General features: G+C 60.5%; 18 protein-coding genes. 8 read left to right on the top strand and 10 right to left on the bottom strand.

The window, feature by feature from the left end; genetic code table 11:
• Positions 1 to 106: 106 nt before the first annotated feature.
• Together ABLU73_RS12710 and ABLU73_RS12705 are read right to left on the bottom strand one after the other, a co-directional pair.
• Positions 107 to 2,470 (bottom strand): glycoside hydrolase family 31 protein, encoded by a 2,364-nt coding sequence (locus tag ABLU73_RS12710; RefSeq protein WP_146411496.1) that lies wholly within the window; start codon positions 2,468 to 2,470, stop codon positions 107 to 109.
• Positions 2,471 to 2,485: 15 nt separating this feature from the next.
• Positions 2,486 to 3,787: an MFS transporter gene (locus ABLU73_RS12705; protein WP_264923460.1), complete on the bottom strand. Its 1,302-nt coding sequence runs from the start codon at positions 3,785 to 3,787 to the stop codon at positions 2,486 to 2,488.
• Positions 3,788 to 4,087: 300 nt separating this feature from the next.
• Here ABLU73_RS12705 and ABLU73_RS12700 point away from each other — a divergent pair, with 300 nt between their 5' ends.
• The gene (locus ABLU73_RS12700) at positions 4,088 to 5,161 is read left to right on the top strand and encodes a LacI family DNA-binding transcriptional regulator (protein ID WP_004886244.1); all 1,074 of its coding nucleotides are present in this window, start codon (positions 4,088 to 4,090) and stop codon (positions 5,159 to 5,161) included.
• Here ABLU73_RS12700 and ABLU73_RS12695 read toward each other — a convergent pair.
• The 6 genes from ABLU73_RS12695 to moeA form a co-directional block, all read right to left on the bottom strand.
• Complete coding sequence (locus ABLU73_RS12695; RefSeq protein WP_136084596.1) at positions 5,158 to 6,423, bottom strand: DUF1479 domain-containing protein; 1,266 nt, start codon at positions 6,421 to 6,423, stop codon at positions 5,158 to 5,160. The genes ABLU73_RS12700 and ABLU73_RS12695 overlap by 4 nt on opposite strands.
• Before the next feature lie 140 nt (positions 6,424 to 6,563).
• Positions 6,564 to 7,379, bottom strand: a complete 816-nt coding sequence (locus ABLU73_RS12690) for a Cof-type HAD-IIB family hydrolase (RefSeq protein ID WP_004886250.1) — start codon at positions 7,377 to 7,379, stop codon at positions 6,564 to 6,566.
• Between the two features lie 179 nt (positions 7,380 to 7,558).
• A complete protein-coding gene (locus ABLU73_RS12685) occupies positions 7,559 to 9,991 on the bottom strand; it encodes a formate C-acetyltransferase/glycerol dehydratase family glycyl radical enzyme (protein ID WP_264923459.1) in 2,433 nt (810 codons plus the stop codon).
• A gap of 4 nt (positions 9,992 to 9,995) precedes the next feature.
• The gene (locus ABLU73_RS12680; protein ID WP_130971899.1) at positions 9,996 to 10,895 is read right to left on the bottom strand and encodes a glycyl-radical enzyme activating protein; all 900 of its coding nucleotides are present in this window, start codon (positions 10,893 to 10,895) and stop codon (positions 9,996 to 9,998) included.
• 155 nt (positions 10,896 to 11,050) lie between these two features.
• The gene (moeB, locus tag ABLU73_RS12675; protein ID WP_049115009.1) at positions 11,051 to 11,806 is read right to left on the bottom strand and encodes a molybdopterin-synthase adenylyltransferase MoeB; all 756 of its coding nucleotides are present in this window, start codon (positions 11,804 to 11,806) and stop codon (positions 11,051 to 11,053) included.
• Entirely contained in the window at positions 11,806 to 13,041 is a 1,236-nt protein-coding gene (gene moeA, locus ABLU73_RS12670; RefSeq protein ID WP_049115005.1) for a molybdopterin molybdotransferase MoeA, read from the bottom strand. The genes moeB and moeA overlap by 1 nt, the downstream gene beginning before the upstream one ends.
• A 235-nt stretch (positions 13,042 to 13,276) precedes the next feature.
• On the opposite strand from moeA, the gene iaaA reads away from it, so the two are divergent.
• The 5 genes from iaaA (at position 13,277) to gsiD (ending at position 19,575) form a co-directional block, all read left to right on the top strand.
• Positions 13,277 to 14,218, top strand: coding sequence for a beta-aspartyl-peptidase (iaaA, locus tag ABLU73_RS12665; RefSeq protein ID WP_023320035.1), 942 nt, complete (start codon positions 13,277 to 13,279; stop codon positions 14,216 to 14,218).
• Between the two features lie 17 nt (positions 14,219 to 14,235).
• Positions 14,236 to 16,095, top strand: a complete 1,860-nt coding sequence (gsiA, locus tag ABLU73_RS12660; RefSeq protein ID WP_017900145.1) for a glutathione ABC transporter ATP-binding protein GsiA — start codon at positions 14,236 to 14,238, stop codon at positions 16,093 to 16,095.
• Positions 16,096 to 16,127: 32 nt separating this feature from the next.
• Positions 16,128 to 17,669 carry a glutathione ABC transporter substrate-binding protein GsiB gene (gsiB, locus tag ABLU73_RS12655; protein ID WP_004886272.1) on the top strand — a complete coding sequence of 514 codons (1,542 nt, stop codon included), beginning with the start codon at positions 16,128 to 16,130 and terminating at the stop codon, positions 17,667 to 17,669.
• A 72-nt stretch (positions 17,670 to 17,741) separates the two neighbouring features.
• Positions 17,742 to 18,662 carry a glutathione ABC transporter permease GsiC gene (gene gsiC / locus ABLU73_RS12650; protein ID WP_004886274.1) on the top strand — a complete coding sequence of 307 codons (921 nt, stop codon included), beginning with the start codon at positions 17,742 to 17,744 and terminating at the stop codon, positions 18,660 to 18,662.
• A 1-nt stretch (position 18,663) separates the two neighbouring features.
• On the top strand, positions 18,664 to 19,575 hold the full coding sequence (gene gsiD / locus ABLU73_RS12645; RefSeq protein ID WP_004886276.1) for a glutathione ABC transporter permease GsiD: 912 nt from the start codon (positions 18,664 to 18,666) through the stop codon (positions 19,573 to 19,575).
• 587 nt (positions 19,576 to 20,162) lie between these two features.
• Here the strand turns inward: gsiD and rimO are convergent.
• Both rimO and ABLU73_RS12635 read right to left on the bottom strand, forming a co-directional pair.
• Positions 20,163 to 21,488 carry a 30S ribosomal protein S12 methylthiotransferase RimO gene (gene rimO, locus ABLU73_RS12640; RefSeq protein ID WP_048294427.1) on the bottom strand — a complete coding sequence of 442 codons (1,326 nt, stop codon included), beginning with the start codon at positions 21,486 to 21,488 and terminating at the stop codon, positions 20,163 to 20,165.
• 235 nt (positions 21,489 to 21,723) lie between these two features.
• Positions 21,724 to 22,965: an oligosaccharide MFS transporter gene (locus ABLU73_RS12635; protein ID WP_049116963.1), complete on the bottom strand. Its 1,242-nt coding sequence runs from the start codon at positions 22,963 to 22,965 to the stop codon at positions 21,724 to 21,726.
• A gap of 377 nt (positions 22,966 to 23,342) precedes the next feature.
• Between ABLU73_RS12635 and bssR the strand changes: the two genes are divergently transcribed.
• Entirely contained in the window at positions 23,343 to 23,726 is a 384-nt protein-coding gene (gene bssR / locus ABLU73_RS12630) for a biofilm formation regulator BssR (protein WP_004201285.1), read from the top strand.
• Between the two features lie 115 nt (positions 23,727 to 23,841).
• Positions 23,842 to 24,951, top strand: coding sequence for a PQQ-dependent sugar dehydrogenase (locus ABLU73_RS12625; protein ID WP_004201287.1), 1,110 nt, complete (start codon positions 23,842 to 23,844; stop codon positions 24,949 to 24,951).
• Positions 24,952 to 24,953 lie beyond the last annotated feature (2 nt).

The raw sequence follows: 24,953 nt of genomic DNA, 5'->3' as shown, positions 1-24,953 counted from the left end.
GTGGATTTTGAGGCCACCCGTTTGTAGCCCGGATTAGGGTAGCGCAATCCGGGAACATCATTAAATCCAGGCCGGGCAAGGCGTAAGCCGCCGCCCGGCATATCGCTTAGCGCCTCCACTCCGTTCCTTCAACGCCATTCACCAGCAGTTTGCGTTTTTCTCCTGCCGGTAATGACAGCTTCAGCGCTTTCCACGCCGGGCGATAGTTGCCGCGGGCGTTGACCTTCAGGTTGATGGTGCTGCTGTCGCACGCCATTTCCCACTCCAGCCATAGCGCATCGCCCTGTTTATAGCCCCAGCTTTCGCCGTCATCCTCAAACAGCAGACCCGAAGAGGTCCCGACGCCTTTCAGCGGGAACAGCTGCAGTTCGCGACGATCGTCCTGTTGCGCAGCAACATGACGGATGCGCTCGCTGAGCGGCAGACCGGCCCCGGCGCGCACCAGCAGCGGCAGCTTTTCCAGCGGCGCGTCGAGGGTGACCCACTGGCCGCCGGCGAACCATTGGTGGCTGTAGAAATCATACCAGCCGGCCTGATTATCCGGCAGCCACACCTCACGCTGACGGGCGCCAGGCTCGACCACGCTGGCCACCAGCAGGTCGCGCCCCAGCAGGAAGTCATCGCATTCGGCGAAGGTCTGCGCGTCGTGTTGATGATCGAGGAAGGTCGGGCGCAGCATCGGTTCGTCGTCAGCATGCGCCTGCCACAGCAGGGTATACAGATAGGGCAGCAGGCGGTAGCGCAGCTCAATCGCGGAACGAATGGCCGGGGTAACGGCCGGATACATCCAGGCTTCGTTGACCGTCTGGTCGTCATTCCATGAGTGAATGGTAAAGCGCGGGTGCATCACGCCGTTTTGTACCCAGCGCACAAACAGCTCCGGCTCCGGTTTATCGCCGGAGAAACCGCCGACGTCGTGACCGACGTTAAACAGCCCGGAAAGGCTCATGCCCAGCCCCATGCGGATGTTATAGCGCAGCGTATCCCAGTTGGTGCGGTTATCGCCGCTCCAGGTCTGGACGTAGCGCTGCATACCGGCGCAGCCGGAGCGAGAGATGAGATACGGGCGCTTTTCCGGCGCAAAGCGCTGCTGGGCTTCCATCGAGGCGCGCATCATCAGCAGCGGCATCACCGGGCGAATATGCTTGATGGCGATTTCGCGGCCAAAGCCGTAGCAGCGCGCTTCGCCGTCCCACACCTCATACTCGTTATTATCGTTCCAGGTCGAATCAATGCCCATCTCCAGCAGCTGGCTGGTGACCCCTTCCTGCCACCAGGCCACGGTTTGCGGATTGGTGAAGTCGAGGTGCGATCCTTCATCGTCCCAGAAGCTGGAGCGCTCCGGCGCGTCGGTTTGCGAATCGCGAATAAAAAGACCGCGCTCCGCCACTTCGCCATAGCGCGGATGATCCTGCAGCAGGCAGGGTTTGATATTGGCGGCCAGCTTCAGCCCGGCATCATGGAACGACTGGCTCATCACTTTCGGCTGCGGCACCTTGTCGTAGTTCCAGTTAAAGACGTAGCGCTTGCCGTTAATCGAGGTATAGCCGGATGAGAGCTGGAACGAATCGCACGGAATAGCGTGCTCATCGCACAGGCGGATGAAGTTCATCAGCTGATTTTGCGCATCCGGCGCGTCGGTGTAGTGCATGGTCGAGCCGCTGTAGCCGAGGCTCCATTTTGGCCCGAACAGGGTTTTACCGGTCAGACGTACAAAGGCTTTGGTGACATCCAGCACCTGTTTACCGGTGAACAGGTAGTAATCGATATCGCCGGCTTCCGCCTGCCAGCGGCGGTAGGCGGTGTGGTAGTTGTCGATTTCGTTACCCAAATCCAGCCAGCAGCTGCTCAGGTTGTCGTAAAACAGACCATAGCTGACGTCGCTGCGCTGGGTGATGGTGAACGGAATATGTTTATACAGCGGGTCGGTGCTGGCGGCGTTGTAGCCCATGGCGTCGAGGTTGCGCATCTCATAACGCTTACCGGTGCGCTGCAGATCGCCGGCCTTTTCGCCCAGACCATAGAAACGCTCGTCTTTCCGGCGGCTCAGATAGTGGGCGACGCCGTCGCCGTGGGCATTGGCCAGATAGGCGCTGGTGGGGCGGTCGTTAGCAAGCTGCTGCCATTCCCCGGCGTCGTCGCGATAGCTCCACTCCAGCCACAGCGGCTGATGGACGGTGACGCGCAGCTGGCGGGTGGCGATGGTCAGCGTATCGGCCTCCTGTGTCAGCTGCCAGGCCGGGAGACTAAAACCGCTGAGGTCATCCCGGGCGCGGCCTTCCCACGGCACATCCTGCTGCGGAGCGATACTCCAGGTGCGATCCAGCGCCAGCTGGCCCTGGCGTTTCAGCAGCACGCGGAATAAATTCTCTTCCAGTACGTACAGGCACAGGGTGTGCTGGCCATCGACCGTCAGTTCAACGTGATGCTCCAGCTGTTGATGTAAACTCCAGTGTTTCAACGTTTTCATATCTTACATCCACTCTCAGGCGCGTTTAGCGCGACGTTCAGCAATAAATGCCACCAGGAAAACGGCGCCAATCAGGTCAAAGAACCCCATGGCGATGAACAGCGGGTTGAAGCCAATTTTGTCGGCGGTCACCCCGATTAATAACGAAAACAGGAAGCTGGCGATCCACGCCGCGGATCCGCGCATACCGTTTACCGTCGCCATTTGTCCCTTGTCGAACGACTCCACCACCAGCGCGCTGAGCATGCAGGAGATGATCTGATGTCCGAAGCCGCCAATGGAGATCAGGACGATGGTGATATAGGGATCGCGGGTGATAGCGACGAGGGCCAGGGAGATCATCAGAAATGCGCCGGTCACCGAGCTGGCGATCACTGAGTTGACTCGCGTACAGCCGAACCAGCGAACGTACAGGCGGGTGAGGTAGCCGCTGACCACGCTGCCGAGGTCGGCGGCGAGGAAAGGCAGCCAGGCGAACATGGCGATCTGCTTGAGATCCATGCCGTGCTCTTTGGCCAGGTACAGCGGTACCCAGAAGCTCAGCACCGCCCAGGCGGGCTCGGCCATAAACGCGGGAATGGCGATCCCGTAGAAACGTTTATTCTTCGAGACGGTTTTGAGTGCGGTAAAGAAGGGCTGTTTCACCGGCGGCGCTTCGTTATCCTGCTTGATGTACTCCAGCTCGCTTTTGCTGAGGTTGGGGTGCTTTTCCGGGTTCTGATAGAAGGCCCACCACAGCACCACCCACAGCAGGGCCAGCGCGCCGGTAAACATAAACGCCCCCTGCCAGCCGAAGGAAGCGTGGGCGAAGTAGATAATCGGCGGGGCGAGCATTGCGCCGATAGAGAACCCGACGCCAGCCCAGCCGGCGGCGATTGGCCGTTCAGACTTCGGAAACCACTCGCCGATGGTTTTGGCGTTGGCCGGGGTGGCGGCCGCCTCGGCCCCGCCCATAAAGAAGCGCAATATCGCCAGGTGCAGCCAGCTGCCGGCCCCGGCGTGGGCGATACAGGCCAGCGCCCACAAGGTGGCGCAGATCATAAACCCGAGCTTCAGGCCGATGACGTCGATAAGCCAGCCGCAGAGCGGCTGGAAAATCGTGTAAGCCAGCTGAAACGCGCCGACGATCCAGGAATATTGTTCGGTGGTAATGCCGAGCGTCGCTTTCAGTTCCGGGGCGATAATCCCCAGCGAGTTGCGTGTGATGTAGTTGACGGTGATGCCAAGTAAAAACAGGACCAGCACCCACCAGCGCAGGTTTTTTACCACCCGGCGCGTTTTGCTGACCGCGATATCATTGTTGAGGCCTTGACTCATAGCACACTCCACATGACGTTAGTAGGGGGAAAGTGACGACCTCAATCCTTGAGTGGCCACGTCGTGTTATTAACTATTTGAATAGTCTATTTTTTTATCTCAACATCATTGGTATAACTAGTATGGGAGATGTTGGACCAATTCAGGCTAAGGGAGAAAAAACGGCGGGCAAAGTGCTATTTATGCAAGTTTTTTCATGAAATGACCGGGATCTCAAATTTTGCTCTGTCATTTGCTTACAGGGAGCGCTTTGGCGATTATGAAAATTCTTTCATTTTCCAATCGGAGCTGGATCACAAAATGGATAAAAAGCTGCGCGTCGCCGAAATCGCCGCCCGCACTGGGCTGTCGGCCAGTACCGTTTCGCGCGTCCTGGCCGGAAAGGCGAATACCAGCGACAAGGCGCGCCGGGCGGTGCTGGAGTGCGCCCGCGAGCTGGGGGTCATGCAGGGGCTGGCCGCCGGGCGTCTGCTGCTCAATAATCTGCTGGTGTTTGCCCCGCAGCGCGCCTTCGATGAGCGGTCGGATATCTTCTACTACCGGGTGATCCAGAGCATCAATAACGCGCTGGCGGCGCATGAAGTGCGCCTGCGCTACTGCGCGCTGGACGAAAACGACAGCGACGCCAATCTGTTTCTTGCCCGCATGAACGAAGCGGAAACCCAGGCCGCGGTGCTGCTGGGGATCGACGATCCGCATATTCATGGCCTGGCGGCGGATCTGGGTAAACCCTGCGTCTTGATCAACTGTCGGGATGAAGGGATGCGGTTGCCGTCCATTGCCCCCGATCATCGTTTGATTGGCCAGTGCGCCGCCCGCTATCTGTTTGATATGGGGCATCGGGTGGTGATGAACGTCATGTGTTTGCGCCGCTATACCATGGAGCTGCGGCTGGGGGGGATCGAGGAGGCGTGGCGCGCGCGCAATTTGCGCTTTACCGCCAGCCGGGATCTCATCAGCGTCGCCAACTTTAGCGCCAGAGAGACCGAAGAGCAGGTGGGGGCCTGGCTTGATGGCTTACAGGGCAGGCCGTTGCCCACCGCCTTCCTGGTGGGCGGCGATTTCATGGCCGCCGGCACGGTCAGCGCATTGCAAAAGCGCGGCCTGCGGGTGCCGCAGGATGTCTCGGTGATGAGCATCGACGGGTTTAATCTGGCGGCGATCCAGGAGGTGCCGCTGACCGCGGTGCATGTGCCGCGGGATGAACTGGGCAGCGAGGCGGTGCATCTCCTGCAGCAGCGCCTGCTGCGCCCGGAGGCGCCGCACGGTTCGCTGCTGCTGCACGGCACGCTGGTGGTGCGCGATTCGGTACGGCGGATCCGGCCGGGCAAAGGCCATACCGCCGTGGAGCCGCAGGGGCTGTATGACGATTAAACCGGGATACCCAGCGCCCGCTTGCCGTGGATGTTCAGATCTTCCAGAGTGAAGCGCCCCTGCCAGCTGGCCTCATAGTCCTCGCGCGGGAAATCCCCCGGCGAGGCCCCTTTTTCCAGAGCAATTTTCACTTTCTGCGCGTAGGCGAGGTTCTTTTCGCACATCGGCGCTGCCGGAATGTACATCACATTGCCCCAGCCCTGCTGATTTTCCACCGGCGCCACCGAGTGAATGACGTCGCAGTGCCACCAGACGGAATCGCCAGCGTTCAGCGCCGGAATCGAACTGAGGGCTTTGATCAGCAGCGGGTGCCACTGCTTAGAGATCGGCAGTACTCTGCCCGGCGCGACGCCGCACAGCTCATCTTCCGGCACATCGTCAAGCAGTGGGCGCAGTAGAACATAAGCCATCGCCTCGGGGATCGGCACCACGTGCAGTAGCCCCTGACCCGGGATCATGTCCGACAGCGCGGTCCAGCCCTGGAAAGTGCGGAACACTGAGCATTTGGTGGTGTTGTCGACGGTGTACTCTTCCACTTCCGTACGGTGCGCGGCGTCCCACGGATCGTAAGCGTCGACATGACCGTTAAACACGTTGGCGAAGACCTGCTGGTAGGCGGGGAGCAGCCAGCGCTCCAGCGCACCGGAATCGGTATGCGCGCCCAGCCCCTTCGAGGTGGTTCCCGGCGGACGGCGGCGAATGCGGTCAGGGTAAATGACGCTGACGTCCGGATCGAACCAGCGCTTGCCGTCCTGCTCAAAGCGCCACAGGCGGTTGAGGAAGGACTGCGCCGCCGCCATTTCATCGCTCTGGCGGGCCTGCATTTGCGAGGGCGACCAGTAGATGGGATAGATTTCCGGCCGCGAAGCCTCCAGCGTACCGAAGAAGCTGTCGCCTGGCCCTTTGTAGACCTCGTCGAAATGGTTCAGATCCAGATATTCCAGCATCGCGGTATCCCAGGCCAGCGCCTGTTCGCGCGGAAAGTGGCCTTTGATCACCGCGCAGCCCCGACGCTTAATGGCCGCGCGCTGGGCATCGCTCACGGTTCCCTCGGCGATATCGCGGAACGGAATGGTTGGCCAGACCTCCTGGCCTGCGGCTTTCAGCGTCTCAATTTCCTGCAGGCGCTCGCTGATGCGCGCTGAGAGCTTATCGAACACCGCCTGGACGTCGCCGATTTGCGCCCGCAGCGCCTGCTTCATCTGGCGAATCGCCGCTTTGTGGTCGGCGGGGAGTGTTTCGTGGGTCGGGAGAGCAGCCATAATAACCTCGCTGTATCTTTCATTCGAAAGTATTAAATCTTACAAACGTTAATTTAAGTTAAAATGGAGTTAATGCAAGTTTAAAATCTTGCTGCGGCGCACAAAATGGACAAGCCGGGGCGCGCAGCCCCGGAGAGAGGTCAATCGTTGAAGGGAGCGCTGTTATCGAGGACGGCCTGAATGACGTTCAGCGCGCCGTCATGGTTATTATCGTCGGTCGCGTATCCGGCGATAGCCTTAATGCTGTCGGCGGCGTTACCCATGGCGAAAGCGTATTTCACCAGCTTCAGCATTTCGGCGTCGTTGCCGCTGTCGCCGATGGCCACGCACTGCTGCGGCGACAGGTTCCAGCGCTTGAGCAGGCGGCTGATGCCGTTGGCTTTATGCAGGCCGGGAATAATCAAATCGACAAAGCCAAAGCCGCTGGTGACCGGCTTCATAATGCCGTCGAGCGACACGTGCAGTTTATCGATCAGCTGCGGGATCTCACTGTCCGGCAGGTTCAGAGAGAATTTGAACAGCGTATCGTCGATGGCGTGATAGTCGCTTACCCGCTGCAGACGGTGGTAGTGCTTTGACATCAGGTCGACGAAGGCATCCGGGGCGTTATCGCTGACGTAAGCGCTCTGCAGGCCGCAGGCGACGAAGTTCAGCTGCGGATCTTTGAGTAGTTCGCCAATCACCACCTGCGATTCGTGGTGGGTCAGTTCGCCGTGGAACAGCTGCTTACCATGCGCAAAGACCAGTGCGCCGTTTTCGGCGACGAATGAGATCTGCTCGCGGATCTCCGGGAAGAAGGAGATCAGCTGATAGTACTGGTTGCCGCTGGCGACAACGAATTCAATGCCGCGCTGCTGCAGCTGGGCGAATTGCGCCAGAAACCGTGCGCGATCGTAGGTTTTGGCGTCATTGAGAAAAGTTCCGTCCATATCGGTGACGATAACTTTAACGGTCATAAGGGGGTGCTCCTGGCTTAACTTCGACCAGTAACATTCTAATTACAATGTGATGGGGAGCACAAATTTATTTCGAATGAAAGTTCATGCATTCAGAAAATGCCGGGAGGCGGCGTTGCCTTTCCCGGCCTGCAGGACAGGGAAGGCCCGCTAAGCGTCGCGCCAGCGGGCCTGAGGGGTTACAGCGTATGCTCGGTACGGGCGATGATATCGTCCTGGGTATCCGGCGACAGGGCGGTAAAGAACGCCGAGTACCCGGCGACGCGCACCACCAAATCGCGGTACTGGTCGGGGTGTTTCTTCGCCTCCAGCAGCGTGTCGCGCGAGACAATGTTGTACTGGATATGCCAGCCTTTATGCACCTCGAAGAAGGTGCGCAGCAGCACCATCAGCTTCTGCTTATCGGACTCGTTCTCCAGGGTGGACGGATTCAGCTTCTGATTAAGCAGCACGCCGCCGAGGATCGCCCCGGTGGGCAGTTTACCCACCGAACTGATGACCGCCGTCGGCCCCAGATGGTCGGTTCCGGAGGCCGGGCTGGCCCCTTCCGCCAGCGGGGTGTGCGCTTTACGGCCATCCGGCGTCGCCATGGTCTGCGCGCCGAACGGCACGTTGGCGGAGATAGACGACGTGCCGGCGTAATAGTTGCCGCCGATCGGGCCGCGGCCATAGCGCGGGTTGTGATACTGCTTCAGCTCGTCGATATAGGTCTGGTAGGCCCGCGCCAGCAACGTGTCCACGCTGTCATCATCGTTACCGTACTTCGGCGCGCCGTTGATCAACCGCTGGCGCAGCTGCTCGTGGGTCAGGCCGTCGAAATCTTCCGCCAGCGCCTTCGCCAGTTCCTGCTGGCCGATAACGCCCTGATCGAAGACCAGCTTTTTCACCGCCGCCAGGCTGTTGCCGAGGTTGGCGATGCCCACCTGCAGACCGGACACCCAGTCATATTTCGCGCCGCCTTGCTTGATACTCTTCGCCCGTTCGATGCAGTCGTCCACCAGCGCCGAACAGAGAATATCGTGGACGTTCTCTTCCAGCATGGTATCGACCACGTACTCAATCTCAATCGACTTACGGGTGTAGTAGCGGATCTGGCGGTCCCAGTCGGCCAGTACCTCGTCGAAGTTAGCGAAGTTGCCTTTCGACAGGGCGTGCTCCTGCGGCAGAAACACCTGGCCGCTGGTGGCATCGCGGCCGCCTTCCAGCGTCGCCAGCATCACCCGCGCGAAGTTGATAAAGCTCATGCCGGTGCAGCGATAGCCCCATTTGCCGCCGACCGCGGTTTCGATACAGCCGATGGCCGCATAATCGTAGGCGTCCTGCGGCTCAATACCCAGCTTGATAAATTCCGGGATCACGATTTCGTCGTTATTAAACGCCGGCATACCGAAGCCGCAGCGGATCACCTGGACGCAGGCGTCGAGGAAGTCGTTGCTCATTCCGGCGTGGTAGCGCACGCTGAGGTTCGGCTGGGTGGAACGCAGACGACCGCAGGATTCCAGGATGGCATACGACAGCGGGTTGACCGCGTCCTGGGGCTGGCCATCCACCAGGTTCTGGCCGCCGATGGTGACGTTCTGGTACAGCGGGCTGCCAGCCGAGGCCTTGGAGTGCGAGCCGGAGCGGATCTTGTTAACCTCCAGCAGCTTCAGCCAGCAGCTGTGCAGCAGCTCAATGGCCTGTTCGCGATCCAACGATTGCTGCAGCTCAACGTCGCGGCGGTAGTACGGATAGAGGTACTGGTCCATGCGGCCAAACGAGACCGAGTGGCCATTGGATTCAATCTGCAGGATCAACTGAATGAAGTAGCACAGCTGCAGCGCCTGCCAGAAGGTCTTCGGCGGCTCATGGGCGATGATGTCGCAGTTTTCGGCAATCGTCAGCAGCTCCTCGCGGCGTGCGTCACGGGATTCTGCCGTCGCCATCTCGCGCGCCAGCGCGGCGAAGCGTTTGCTGTGGTCGCTGACCGCCGCCAGCACAATATCAATCGCTTTCAGGAACTGTTCGCCGTGCAGGTCTTCCAGCACCGTCAGATTGATGCGCGACCGGCGTTCGGCGACTTTTACACGCAGGCCGTCCAGGCCTTTCTCCAGCAGCAGCGGGTAGTTGACCGCCAGGTGGGCGTCGCCGGAGGTCATATTGCCCTCTGCCTTAATAATGCCGGTGGCGAGCAGCGCTTTCTGCTCATCGGTAAACATGCCGTAGCAGCGGTCCTGTACGGTCTGGCCGCGCCACCACGGGCACACTTCATGCAGCACGCGCTTGTTCTCTTCGCTGACCGCGAAGCCGGCGCCGGGGCGGTCGGCGAGATCGTCGATCTCTTTCTCGATCCAGCTGACGGTGTATTCCGGGAAGATCGGCGCGGCGCGCACTTCGCTGGCCTGGTTGCCGACGATCAGCTCATCGTGCTTGATCCAGATGGTGCGCTCGGCAAGGTGATGCGCCAGCGCCAGGGCACGACGCACCGGGATTGGCTTATCAAGATGCTGCTGATACATCTCGGTGTAGTGGCGGGCGCGTTCGGTACAGACCGGTGGCTTGACGATATGCACCAGCGCCATTTTATGGGCCTGGATGCGGGCGCTGAGGGTGTTGAGTTTCAGGGTAGTCATAGGGTTATCCTCGTAAGATCGCCGTTAGCCCCTTGCTCCACGCATAATCCTGCGCAAAGGCGAGCAGCTCGGGAGCATCCAGCGGTTTATCCGGTGCGGTGTAGGGCTGACTGAGTAACTGGTATTTATTCATTCCCAGCGTGTGGTAGGGCAGGAAATGGATTTCGCTGACCCGCAGGCGGTCGGCGGCAAAATCAGTGATGGCGGTGATGTCGGCTTCGCTGGCGTTGAATCCCTGGATTAACGGCACGCGAATGATCATGTTTTTCCCCGCCTGCGCCAGACGCTGCAGGTTGTCCAGCACCCGGCGGGCGCTGCCGTCGGTCCACTGCCGGAAAACGGCCTCGTCGACATGCTTCAGGTCGGCGAGAAACAGGTCGACGAAGGGTAAAGCCGGTTCAATGTATTTCCAGGGGACGTGCAGGCAGGTTTCCACAGCAGTATGGATCCCTGCCTGATGGCTGGCCTCGAACAGCGCCCGCGCCAGGCCCGGATTCATAAAGGGTTCGCCGCCGGAAAGGGTGATGCCGCCGCCGCTGCGATCGTAAAAGGGTTTATCGCGCAGCACCGTCGCCATGATCTCCTCGACGCTCTTCTCTTCGCCGCACACCGTGAGCGCGGTGGTGGGGCAGCAGTCGCGCAGCGCGGCGATATGGCTGTCGTTAACGTGTTGCCGGTGAATGATCAGGCCATCGAGGGTGCGGGTGATAACCGCCGGCGCCGCCTGCTGGCACAGCTCGCAGCCGGCAAGGCACAGGCGCGGGTCATACAGCAGGTCTTCGCTGCGGGCGCGGCTCTCCGGATTCTGGCACCAGCGGCAGCCCAGCGAGCAGCCTTTCAGGAAGACGACGGTGCGGATCCCTGGGCCGTCATGGGTGGAATAGCGCTGGATATTGAAGATCATGGTTTACCCTCTTTTTTTGCGTATGAATATAAAAACACTTTCGAATGAAAGTTATATTGACGCAAATCAACAAGCGGGATGGGGATAAGTCAGAGGGGAGAAAATAACGAGAGCGGTCACAAAACCACCGGCGACTCTCGTCGCCGGTAGGGGGGTTAGTACGAGCCGCATACCTCGCACTGCGGGTGGCGCATCAGCTTCATTTCACGAAACTGGCAGGTCATGGCGTCGTACATCACGATTTTTCCGCTGGCGGGCGTGCCGTAGCCGGTCAGCAGCTTAATGGCTTCCATCGCCTGCAGGGAACCGATAGTGCCCACCAGCGGGGCCATCACGCCGGCTTCGACGCAGGTGAGGGCATTTTCGCCAAACAGGCGGCTCAGGCAGCGGTAGCAGGGTTCGCCCTGCTGATAGGTGAAGACGCTGATCTGCCCCTCCATGCGGATCGCCGCCCCGGAAATCAGCGGGGTTTGGTGGCGGAAGCAGCCGGCGTTGAGCTGGTTACGGATGGCGACGTTGTCGGTGCAGTCGAGCACCAGATCGTGCCCGGCAATCTGCGCCGCCAGCGCCGGTTCGTCCAGTAAGGCATTGAGCGGCACCAGATGAACGTGCGGATTAATGCGCGCCAGCGCCTCGCGGGCGGAATCCACCTTAGGCTGGCCGAGGGTGGCATCGCTGTGCAGCGTCTGGCGCTGCAGATTGGAGAGCGAGACGGTGTCGAAATCGAGCAGGGTGAGCTGCCCCACCCCGGCGGCGGCCAGATACTGCGCGGCGGCGCAGCCAAGCCCGCCGAGGCCGACCACCAGCACCCGAGCGGCCTTTAGCCGCTCCTGGCCGTCAAAATCAAAACCGCGCAAAACAATCTGCCGGTTATAGCGCAGCATCTCTTCATCGCTCAGCTCCACGGCCATTACAGCCCCCCAAACAGATGGCTGAACGGTTCGACCTCGACCCATTCGCCCGCTTCAACGTGGCCGCGCTCGCGCTCCAGCACGATAAAGCAGTTGCCGAGGCTGAAAGAGCTGAAAATGTGCGAGCCCTGATGGCCGGTGGTGGTCACCACCAGCTCGCCGTCCGGGTTGCGCTGCAGAATACCGCGTTGAAAATCGAGGCGGCCCGGCGACTTTTTCAGTCGTGTGGCGGCGCGTACCCGCAGGCGGGTTGCCTGAAGCGGGCCGTACTTGCCCGAGAGCTTCGCCAGCAGCGGCTGCACCAGCTGACAGAAGGTGACGGTGGCGGAAACCGGGTTGCCCGGCAGGCCGCAGAACCAGCTGCTGCTGAGCTTGCCGAAGGCGAAGGGTTTGCCCGGCTTGATCGCCAGCTTCCAGAAGCCGATCTCCCCCAGCTCTTCAAGAATGGTTTTGGTGTAGTCGGCTTCGCCCACCGAGACGCCCCCGGAGCTGATGACCACGTCGGCCTGCTGGTCGGCGGCGATAAAGGCCTCACGCAGTTGCGCCGGATCGTCAGGAATAATGCCGAGATTAATGACCTCGCAGCCCAGCTGTTCGAGCATCAGATGCACCGCCAGGCGGTTGGTATCGTAAATCTGGCCGTCGCCGAGCGGTTGACCCGGCAGCTGCAGCTCATCGCCGGTCGAGAAGACCGCGACGCGAATCTTGCGCACCACCTCGACGTCGGCAATGCCCAGCGAGGCCAGCACCGGCAGCTCGGCTACCGTCAGCGGCGTTCCCGCCGGGAAGACCACCGCGCCATGGGCGATATCTTCTCCGCGGCGGCGAATATGCTGCCCGGCTTTCACCGGCGCGGTAAAGCGCACGCCGGCGTCGGTCTGTTCAGTCTCTTCCTGCATGACTACCGCGTCGCAGCCTGCAGGCACCGGCGCGCCGGTCATAATGCGGATACAGGTGCCGGTGGGCCAGGCGTCGTGAAACGGCTGGCCGGCGAAGGCCTTCCCGGCGACCGGCAGGGCCGCGCCGTCGCGAAGGTCGCTCAACCGGACGGCATAGCCATCCATCGCCGCGTTATCAAAGCCGGGGACATCCAGCGGGGAGATAATGTCATGGGCGGTAACGCGCGCGAAGGCCTGCAACAGCGGTACAGTTTCCGTGGCGCTCAGCGGCGTAATACGATCGAGCATCTGGGTGAGGGCTGTGTCGAGCGGCATCAGTCCGGCGGTAAAATCCATGGGTCACTCCTGCGGGCAAAACGGCGAAAACGCCTATTATGGCAGAAAAGCGGCGCGGGCTGTATGCCACCTGGGTACGAGGCTTTACATCGCCCGCCGCTCTTTCTATATTCAAAAATTGTATAAGACATTCAGCAATATAATGATATCAATACCCTTATTCCTGACGTGACCGGCGCCGCGACGCGCTACGACAGGGCGGGGGCTATCCACTTCATCGTTAAGGACTGGCGAAATGGGCAAGGCGGTTATAGCAATTCACGGCGGCGCAGGGGCGATTTCTCGCGCGCAGATGACGCCGGAGCGGGAGCGGGAGTACGTGGCGGCGCTGTCGGCTATCGTCGAAAGCGGACAGAAAATGTTGGCTGCGGGCGCCAGTGCGCTGGATGCCGTGACCGAGGCCGTCCGTCTGCTGGAGGAGTGTCCGCTGTTTAACGCCGGGATCGGCTCGGTATTTACCCACGATCAAACCCACGAACTGGACGCCTGCGTGATGGACGGCTACAGCCTGCAGGCGGGGGCGGTGGCCGGGGTCAAACATTTACGTAATCCGGTGCTGGCGGCGCGTCTGGTGCTGGAGAAGAGCCCGCACGTGCTGCTGATCGGTGAGGGGGCGGAAAATTTCGCCTTCTCCCACGGAATGGCGCGCGTCGATAACGATCTCTTTTCCACCCCCGAGCGCCTGCTGCAGCTGCAGGAGGCGAAAGCGGGTGGGGAGATCATCCTTGACCACCATGCCGCTCCGCTCGACGAACGCCAGAAAATGGGCACCGTCGGGGCGGTGGCGCTCGATCTGGCCGGCAATCTGGCGGCGGCGACCTCCACCGGCGGCATGACCAACAAACTGCCCGGACGCGTTGGCGACAGCCCGCTGCCGGGCGCGGGGTGCTACGCCAACAACGCCAGCGTGGCGGTCTCCTGCACCGGCACCGGCGAAGTCTTTATGCGTACTCTGGCGGCCTACGATATCGCCGCCCTGATGGAGTACGGTCAGCTCAGTCTCTATTCTGCCTGCGAGCGGGTGGTGATGGAGAAGCTGCCGGCCCTCGGCGGCAGCGGCGGACTGATTGCCGTCGATCGCGAAGGCAACGTCGTTTTACCGTTTAACAGCGAAGGCATGTACCGCGCCTGGTGCTATGCCGGCGATACGCCGACCATTGGCATTTATCGCGAATAGAACAAGGGAGAGGGAGAGTGCCGCAAACTCACGAAACGGATACCTGCGAAGTACTGGTGGTGCGCAACCTGAACGTGGCGTTTCGCCAGCAGGATGCGCCAGAGGTGCAGGCCGTGCGTCAGCTTTCCTTCAGCCTGCGCCGCGGCGAGACGCTGGCGATTGTCGGGGAGTCTGGTTCGGGAAAATCGGTCACCGCTCTGGCGCTGATGCGTCTGCTTGACGCCGCCAGCAGCGAGGTGAGCAGCGAGGGGCTGTGGCTGCGACGGCGCAACCGGCAGGTGATCGCGCTCAATGAGCAATCGGAGGCCGAAATGCGCCGGGTACGCGGCGCGGACCTGGCGATGATTTTTCAGGAGCCGATGACTTCGCTGAACCCGGTGTTCACCATCGGCGAGCAGATCGCTGAATCCCTGCGTCTGCACCAGGGGCTGGGGCGCGAAGAGGCGCTGCGCGCGGCAAAAAAGATGCTCGACCAGGTGCGTATTCCCCAGGCGGAAGAGATGCTCTCACGCTATCCGCACCAGCTCTCCGGCGGCATGCGCCAGCGGGTGATGATCGCCATGGCGCTCTCCTGTCGGCCGGCGGTGCTGATTGCCGACGAGCCGACCACGGCGCTGGATGTCACCATCCAGGCGCAAATTTTGCAACTTATCGCCGTCCTGCAAAAGGAGATGGCGATGGGGGTAATCTTTATCACCCATGACATGGGGGTGGTGGCCGATATCGCCGATCGGGTGCTGGTCATGTATCGCGGCGAGGCGGTGGAGACCGGCAGCGTCGAGGAGATTTTCCGTTCACCGCAGCACCCTTATACGCAGTCCCTGCTGGCGGCGGTCCCCCGGCTGGGTGAGATGCGCGGTCGGGATCTGCCGCGCCGCTTTCCGCTGCCGGGGCAGCCGCTGGCGGAGACAGAAACGCCAGACACGGTGGTGGCGGGGGAGCCGATTCTGCAGGTGCGCGATCTGGTGGCCCGTTTTCCGGTGCGCGGCGGGCTGCTCAATCGCGTGACGCGCGAAGTGCATGCGGTGGAGAAGGTGAGTTTTGATCTCTGGCCGGGAGAGACCCTCTCTCTGGTGGGGGAGTCCGGCTGCGGCAAGTCGACCACCGGCCGGGCGCTGCTGAGGCTGGTTGAGACTCAGGGTGGCACCATTACCTTCGACGGTCAGCGGATCGATACCCTCTCCGGCAGCAAGCTGCAGTCCCTGCGGCGCAATATTCAGTTTATTTTTCAGGATCCTTACGCCTCGCTCGATCCGCGCCAGACGGTCGGCGATTCGATTATGGAGCCGCTGCGGGTGCATGGCCTGCTGGACAGGGAGGCGGCGCGCGAGCGGGTCGCCTGGCTGCTGAAGCGCGTGGGGCTGCAGCCGGAGCATGCCTGGCGCTACCCCCACGCCTTTTCCGGCGGCCAGCGGCAGCGGATCTGCATTGCCCGCGCGCTGGCACTGAATCCGAAGGTGGTGATTGCCGATGAGTCGGTGTCGGCCCTGGATGTCTCCATTCGTGCGCAGATTATCAATCTGATGCTCGACCTGCAGCGCGAGATGGGCATCGCGTTTCTGTTTATTTCCCATGATATGGCGGTGGTGGAGCGCATCAGCCACCGCGTGGCGGTGATGTATCGCGGCCGGATTGTCGAAATCGGCCCGCGCCGCGCAGTGTTTGAAAACCCGCAGCACCCCTATACCCGTAAGCTCATGGCTGCCGTACCGGTGGCCGACCCGGCCTACCGTCATCCGCAGCGGGTCCTGCTGTCTGATGACGTCCCGGGCAATATTTATAAGCGGGGCGAGGAGATCGCCAGCCCGCCATTGCAGCAGGTTGGGCCGGGCCACTTCGTCGCCCGCGACGCCGCCGACGTGCTGGGCAGAACATAACAACACATAACGCACCTTTTCAGGAGAACACGATGACACAACCTGTTTCACGCAAATGGTGGCTGGCGCTGAGTATCGCGGCGGCCCTGGCGAGCGCCCCCGCTTTTGCCGCCAAAGATGTGGTGGTGGCGGTCGGGTCTAACTTCACGACGCTCGACCCCTATGATGCTAACGATACTCTGTCGCAGGCGGTGGCGAAGTCCTTTTATCAAGGCCTGTTCGGCCTTGATAAAGAGATGAAGCTGCAAAATGTCCTTGCCGAGAGCTACACCGTGTCGCCGGATGGCCTGGTGTACACCATCAAGCTGCACAGCGGGGTGAAATTCCAGGATGGCACCGACTTTAACGCCGAGGCGGTCAAGGCTAACCTCGACCGCGCCAGCAACCCGGAAAACCATCTCAAGCGCTATAACCTGTATAAAAATATCGCCAGCACCGAGGCGGTTGATCCGACCACGGTGAAAATCACCCTTAAACAGCCGTTCTCGGCGTTTATTAATATTCTCGCCCATCCGGCGACAGCGATGATTTCGCCGACGGCGCTGAAAAAATATGGCAAGGATATCGGCTTCCACCCGGTGGGCACCGGGCCGTATAAGCTCGATACCTGGAACCAGACCGATTTCGTGAAGGTCAGCAAGTTCGATGGCTACTGGCAGCCGGGGCTGCCGAAGCTGGATTCCATTACCTGGCGACCGGTGGTCGATAACAATACCCGGGCGGCGATGCTGCAGACCGGCGAGGCGCAGTTTGCCTTCCCGATCCCCTATGAGCAGGCGCCGCTGCTGGCGAAAAACAGCAAACTGGAGCTGGTGGCCAGTCCGTCGATCATGCAGCGTTACATCAGCATGAACGTGACGCAGAAACCGTTCGATAATCCGAAGGTGCGCGAAGCGATCAACTACGCCATCAACCGCCAGGCGCTGGTCAAGGTGGCGTTTGCCGGCTATGCCACCCCGGCGACCGGCGTGGTGCCGCCATCGATTGCCTACGCTCAGAGCTACCCCGCGTGGCCTTACGATCCGGCGAAAGCGCGCCAGCTGCTAAAAGAGGCCGGCTACCCCAACGGGTTTAGCACTACGCTGTGGTCGTCACATAACCACAGCACCGCGCAGAAAGTGCTGCAGTTTACCCAGCAGCAGTTGGCGCAGGTGGGCATAAAGGCGCAGGTGACGGCGATGGACGCCGGTCAGCGGGCGGCGGAAGTGGAAGGTAAAGGGCAGAAAGAGAGCGGGGTACGGATGTTCTATACCGGCTGGTCCGCCTCCACTGGCGAAGCCGACTGGGCGCTGTCGCCGCTGTTTGCTTCCCAAAACTGGCCGCCGACCCTGTTTAACACCGCTTTTTACAGCAATCCGCAGGTGGATAGCGCGCTGAGCGAGGCGCTGAAAACCACCGATCCGCAAGAGAAAACCAAACTCTATAAAGCGGCGCAGGATATTATCTGGAAAGAGTCGCCGTGGGTGCCGCTGGTGGTGGAGAAACTGGTCTCCGCCCACAGCAAGAACCTCACCGGCTTCTATATCCAGCCGGACACCGGCTTCAGCTTCGAACAGGCAGATTTAACACCGTGAAGGTCGAGATGATGCCCTCCGGCGCTAGTGGGCGGAGGGCGGTTTTTCCGCGGGGCGGGTTGTGGAGGTACGATGCTCAACTATGTGATTAAGCGCCTGCTGGGGCTGATCCCCACCCTGCTAATCGTCGCGGTGCTGGTGTTTCTCTTCGTCCATATGCTGCCCGGCGACCCGGCGCGGCTGATTGCCGGACCAGAGGCCGATGCCCAGGTGGTGGCGATGGTGCGCCAGCAGCTGGGGCTTGACCAGCCGCTGCACGTCCAGTTCTGGCACTACATCACCAACGTGCTGCGCGGCGATTTTGGCATGTCCATGGCCTCGCGGCGTCCCGTTGCCAGTGAGATAGCCAGCCGCTTTATGCCCACCCTGTGGCTGACGCTGGCCAGCATGAGCTGGGCGGTGCTGTTTGGCATGGCGGCGGGGATCGCGGCGGCGGTGTGGCGCAATCGCTGGCCTGACCGTCTGGGAATGGCGCTGGCGGTGAGCGGTATTTCGTTTCCGGCCTTTGCCCTCGGCATGCTGCTGATGCAGGTGTTTTCGGTTGAGCTGGGCTGGCTGCCGACGGTGGGCGCCGACAGCTGGCGGCACTATATTTTGCCGTCGCTGACCCTCGGCGCGGCGGTGGCGGCGGTGATGGCGCGCTTTACCCGCGCGTCGTTCGTCGATGTGCTGCATGAAGACTATATGCGTACCGCCCGGGCGAAAGGGGTGAGCGAAACGCGGGTGGTGCTCAAGCATGGTCTGCGCAATGCGATGATCCCGGTGGTCACCATGATGGGGCTGCAGTTCGGTTTCCTGCTCGGCGGCTCGATCGTCGTGGAGAAGGTCTTCAACTGGCCCGGGCTGGGGCGACTGCTGGTCGATTCGGTAGAAATGCGCGATTACCCGGTGATTCAGGCGGAAGTGCTGCTCTTTTCGCTGGAGTTTATTCTTATCAATTTAGTGGTGGATGTGCTGTACGCGGCCATAAACCCGGCTATCAGGTATAAGTAAGGTGCGATTGCTTAACTGGAGAAGGCAGGCGGCGCTGAACGCCATGCCGGGCATCAGGCCCGGCGAGATCCATACCCCCTGGCATGAGTTCTGGCGGCGCTTTCGGCGTCAGCCGGTGGCCATGGGCGCCGGTATTTTCGTGCTGTTGCTGATTGCGGTGGCCATCGTCGCCCCATGGATAGCGCCGTACGATGCGGAAAATTATTTCGACTACGACCGGCTTAACGAGGGGCCTTCGCTGGTGCACTGGTTCGGTGTCGACTCTTTGGGGCGCGATATTTTCAGCCGGGTGCTGGTGGGGGCGCAGATCTCGCTGGCCGCGGGGGTGCTGGCGGTGCTGATTGGCGCGGCCATCGGCACGGTGCTTGGGCTGCTGGCCGGCTACTATGAGGGCTGGTGGGACCGGCTGATTATGCGTCTGTGCGACGTGCTGTTCGCCTTTCCGGGGATCCTGCTGGCGATCGCGGTGGTCGCCGTCATGGGTAGCGGGATGGCCAACGTGATTATCGCCGTGGCGATCTTCTCGATCCCGGCGTTCGCCCGGCTGGTGCGCGGCAACACCCTGGTGTTAAAGCAGCAGACCTTTATTGAATCGGCGCGCAGCATTGGCGCCAGCGATGCCACCATCCTCTTCCACCACATCCTGCCGGGGACGGTGTCGTCGATCGTGGTTTATTTCACCATGCGCATTGGGGTATCGATTATTTCGGCGGCCAGTCTGTCGTTTCTCGGTCTCGGCGCGCAGCCGCCCACGCCAGAGTGGGGCGCGATGCTCAACGAGGCGCGGGCGGATATGGTGATGTCCCCGCACGTGGCGCTGTTTCCGGCGGTGGCGATTTTCGTGACCGTGCTGGCGTTTAATCTGCTGGGGGATGGCCTGCGCGATGCGCTGGATCCGAAGTTAAAGGGGTAGGGGACGTCGGGTGACGGTCTGGCGCACGACGGGGGGATAAGCTGCATCGGTTGCCACTTTCTCTGCCCGGGAAAAGCGTTTATCACGTGTGGCGTCAGCGCACATTGCGCTCCCGGTTAATTTTCTGCGTTATGTCTGGCTTGGCGCAGGGAGCGCACAGGGGGCGGCCAGTCGCCGCCGCCCCCTGTACCCCCGGGCTCCGGCCAGCAACATCGCCACTGCGTGGTGCCTTCGACTTATCCCTGCAGGCTGCGGGTCGGGCCGAGGCAGCGTCCGTGCAAAACATGGCCCTCAGCCCGCATCCATGCGGGCTGCCCCGGCCTTCCGGGAACGTCTCAGCGATGTTGAGGCCGCCAGCACCGGCAGTTTCAGCGGCCCCATGTCCGGCGGCGATTCACATATTGGGACTGGACCCCGTAGGCCGGGTAAGCGTAGCGCCACCCGGCAAAATAACGGCGCAACAGGGTTGCCTGGAAGGTCATCAACGCTTGCCCGGCGGCGCTGCGCTTGCGGGGGCCTGGGGGGGGAGCCTACGGGAGGACCCCGTAGGCTGGGGAATGCACTAAGCCGCTATCCGGGAAGCTGGACTAGACCCGGGTTCCCCACAGGTCGTATTCGTCGGCGTGCTCGACTTTCACCCGCACCACGTCGCCCGGCTTGACGCCGGTTTCGCCGTTCAGGTAGACCGCGCCGTCGATTTCCGGGGCGTCGGCCATGCTGCGGCCAATGGCGCCTTCTTCATCAACTTCATCCACCAGCACCAGGATTTCGCGACCCACTTTTTCCTGCAGACGCTCGGCAGAGATCTGCTGCTGCAGCTGCATAAAGCGGTTCCAGCGCTCCTCTTTCACCTCTTCCGGCACCTGGTCCGCCAGCTCATTGGCGGTGGCGCCTTCAACCGGGCTGTACTTGAAGCAGCCGACGCGGTCGAGACGCGCCTCTTTCAGGAAGTCGAGCAGCATCTGGAAATCTTCTTCCGTTTCCCCCGGGAAGCCCACGATAAAGGTGGAGCGCAGGGTCAGATCCGGGCAGATTTCACGCCACTGCTTGATGCGCGCCAGCTGACGGTCAGCGGAACCTGGACGCTTCATCAGCTTCAGGATGCGCGGGCTGGCGTGCTGCAACGGAATATCGAGGTACGGCAGAATTTTGCCTTCTGCCATCAGCGGGATCACATCGTCAACGTGCGGGTACGGGTAGACATAGTGCAGGCGCACCCAGATGCCGAGCTTCGCCAGCTCTTCGCACAGGCTGACCATGCTGGTTTTCACCGGCATACCGTTGTGGAAACCAGTGCGGTGCTTGACGTCGACGCCGTAGGCGGAGGTGTCCTGCGAAATCACCAGCAGCTCTTTCACGCCAGCGTCAGCGAGGCGTTTGGCTTCCGCCAGCACTTCGCCAATCGGACGGCTCACCAGGTCGCCGCGCATGGACGGAATAATGCAGAAGGTGCAGCGATGGTTGCAGCCTTCAGAAATTTTTAAGTAGGCGTAGTGGCGCGGCGTCAGCTTAACGCCCTGTTCCGGCACCAGGCTCAGGAACGGGTTGTGCTTCGGCTTTGGCGTATAGTGGTGGACGTGCTCCAGCACCTGCTCATAGCTGTGCGGACCGGTGATCTCCAGCACCTTCGGGTGCACTTCACGGATCTGATCCTCTTTTGCGCCGAGACAGCCGGTGACGATCACCTTGCCGTTCTCTTTCAACGCTTCGCCGATCGCTTCCAGCGATTCCTGCACAGCGCTGTCGATAAAGCCGCAGGTATTAACGATCACCATATCGGCGTTGTCGTAGGTAGGGACGACGTCATAACCTTCGGTACGCAGTTCGGTCAGGATACGCTCTGAGTCCACGAGGTTTTTCGGGCAGCCCAGGGAGACGAAGCCGATTTTCGGCTGGTGCGTGACATTGCTCATAGCTTAAAAAGTGTTCAATTATTGGAATGGTCAGGGCAGGAATTCTACAGATCTTTGCGAAAAAGAGTATAGCTCCGTCACGGTTAATGGTGAAAAAGCGCACCCAGCCCTGCCTTTCATGCCCCTGCCGCTAAAGCGGATCCTGCACGCCCCGGAGCAGAGGGGCGGGAAACGCTTCCGGCAAGCCGTGCGCGCAGGCGACGATTCACGCCCGGCGTTGCTGCCGGGCAGAGACTTATTGCGCCGGGGTGACGGCTCCGGAGGGGGCGGCGCCGGGCTTTTTCGGCTCGCGCTTATCCTGCAGCGTGAAGACAGAGATCAAAGTAAAGAGCCCGGCGATGCCGCCGAGGATCAGATAGGTGTCGGCGAAGCCAATGGTATCGTACAGATAGCCAGCCAGCGGGGAGTAAATGGCGGTGGCGATCGAGGCGACAAACAGCACCAGTAAATAGACTGTCGAAGAGAGCTTGTGGTCGAAGTTGGCGGCGATGAATTTAAAGACCGACACCAGAATTAACGGTTTCTCCAGGGCATGCATCATTTTTACTGCGCCAATCCACACCGGGCCAAGAGGCACCGCCGAACCAACAATACGTACCGACATGATCAGCCCGGCAATGATCAGCGCCCACTTGGCGCCGGTCCGGTTAACAAACCACGGCATCAGGCATAAGAACAGCGTTTCGCCGCACACCTGAATGGAGGCGAGGATCCCATACCAGCGGTTGCCTTCCTCCGGCGTCGGGAATTGTTGCGAGAAGTACTGGGCAAACTGCTGATCGTAGGTGTCATAAATCTGCGTGACGAACAGGGTAAAGAGCAGCAGCATCCAGAACTGACCATTCTTCGCCAGCTCGAGGGCATGGGAGACCTTCAGCGATTCGCTTCGCGCTACATCAGCGTCGGTTAATTCGATTTTGGTCAGCATAAAGCAGATGGCGGCGATGACGATGGCGAGGCTGGCGAGCCAGAAGGCCAGATTAGGATTGCTGTCGATATATTTACCCACAATCCAGGCCGCCGCTGCCCAGCCTAACGAGCCCCACATCCGCACCCGACCGTATTCGAACTGGTAGCGACGGGAAATCTTATCGATGTAAGAGTCGATCACCCCGCAGCCGGAGTTAAAGATGATCCCCAGATAGATCCCCCCCAGCAGCGCGCCGAACCAGAAATTGTGCACCAGCAGCGGCGCGTAAACATAGATAAAGAAGGGGCCCACCGGCAGGAGCAGGGCGACCAGCAGCCAGATAAGCCGTTTTTTCAGGCCGAACTTGTCGGAGATAAAGCCGAAGAAAGGTTGCATCAGCAGGGCGATAAAGGCGTTGACCGAGTAGAGCAGGCCGGTCTTCGTGGCGCTGATGCCAAGATGCTGGGTGGTCCAAATGACAAAGAAAGCCATGGTCGACGACCAGGCGAACAGGTAGAGGAAATCGAATAGACTCAACAGAAGGTAGTTTCTTTTACCGGGCGTCATGGTTCAGTTCCTTGCAAACGGGCAGAGAGATTATCAGCGAACCGCGGCCGCGGTCGCTGTTTTTATTAAATGTTATACGTATTACATTAATGATTTGTTATGGCATTCTGTCTTACGATCGTGCAATAGCGTCTGCGATATAATGTGATCATTGCAGCACTATTTTGGCCACTTAATGGCGATTATGGCGATTTTGTTTCTTTGCGAAATTAAATGTGATCGTGTGACATTATTTTTGTTGTAGACCTGACAAAGCGGCAAGGTTGTCAAATTGTAAAGGGTGTTAAAGTCTTGGGAATAATTGACCTGGCGCATCATTTTGTACAAAAAATAACCGTATTATGGATAGGGTAAAGGACGACAGAGGAGGAACCGTGATGACCGTTGACAGACTATACCGCCACCTTTTGCAGAAGCTCATTAACGCCAATATCGATATTGACGCCTATCTGCAGCTGCGGAAGGCCAAAGGCTACATGTCAGTCAGCGAAAATGACCATCTGCGTGAAAATTTGTTTGAGCTTTGCCGTGAAATGCGTGCCCAGGCGCCGCGCCTGCAGCATGTCATTTCACCGGAGGAAAAGGATGCCCTTCGTTTGGCCGGCGAGTCCGTCGCCGCCGCTGCAGTATGCCTGATGAGCGGGCATCATGATTGTCCGCTGTACATCGCTGTTAACGTAGAGAAGCTAGAACGCTGTCTGACAGGATTGACTTCAAATATTCATAAATTGAATAAATTGTCGCCAATTCCTCATGCCTGATCGGCTGAAACCCAGGGGAAGTGGATGCTTCCCCTGTTAAAGGTTATGTAAAAATCCCCGCGCAAATTTCCCCGCTGGCTACCCTTTAGCGCAGAGCTGACGAAAGGAGAATGCCATGCGTCCGATCCCGCTGCTGTTGCTATTGAGCGCCCTGTCGCTGCCGGCCCTGAGCCAGGCCGCGGCGCGGGTGGAGGTATTGCAGAACCGGCTGGCCCATCCGTGGAGCCTGGCATTTCTCCCCGGCGACCAGGGCATGTTGATTACCCTGCGTGGCGGCGAGCTCAAGCGCTGGCAGCCGGGTAAAGGCCTGTCGGCGCCGATAGCCGGCGTGCCGCAGGTGTGGGCCAACGGCCAGGGGGGCTTACTGGACGTGGCGCTGGCCCCGGATTTCGCGCAGTCGCGGCGGGTGTGGCTAAGCTATGCGGAAAGCGACGCCAGCGGCAAAGCGGGCACCGCGGTGGGCTACGGGCAGTTGAGCCAGGATGCCACTCAACTGACGAATTTCACCGTGGTGTTTCGCCAGCAGCCGAAACTCTCCGTCGGCAATCATTTTGGCGGCCGGCTGGTGTTTGACGGCAAAGGGCATCTCTTTATTGGCCTCGGGGAGAACAATCAGCGTCCCACCGCTCAGGATCTCGACAAGCTGCAGGGAAAAGTGGTCCGCCTGACGGAGAACGGGGGTGTGCCGCCGGATAATCCCTTTGTTGGCCGGGCCGACGTGAGGCCGGAAATCTGGGCCTACGGCATCCGCAACCCACAGGGGATGGCGATAAATCCGTGGAGCGGGGCGCTGTGGCTGAACGAGCACGGCCCGCGCGGCGGGGATGAAATTAATATCCCGCAGGCGGGAAAAAACTACGGCTGGCCGCTGGCGACGCACGGCATTAACTACAGCGGCCTGCCCATTCCGGAGGCCAGGGGCAAAACGGTTCCGGGAACCGAGCCTCCCCTGTATGTCTGGCCGGTCTCGCCCGGGGTAAGCGGGATGGCCTTCTACGCGGCGCAGACCTTTCCCCAGTGGCAACATAAGCTGTTTATCGGCGCGCTGAAGGAGACGTCGCTGATTGTTCTGGCGGTGGACGGAAATCAGGTCCGCGAGGAGGGGCGCCTGCTGGAGGCGCGCGGGAAACGCATCCGCGACGTTCGCGTGGGACCCGACGGCTATCTGTATGTGTTAACCGACGAGTCTAACGGCGAGCTATTGCGGCTGAGTCCGGAGAAGTAGCG

Source organism: Klebsiella sp. GG_Kp175 (assembly GCF_040062325.1).
GTDB lineage: Bacteria > Pseudomonadota > Gammaproteobacteria > Enterobacterales > Enterobacteriaceae > Klebsiella > Klebsiella quasipneumoniae.
Note: the sequence above shows the minus strand (reverse complement) of the source record. Positions and strands in the feature narration are given on the sequence as shown.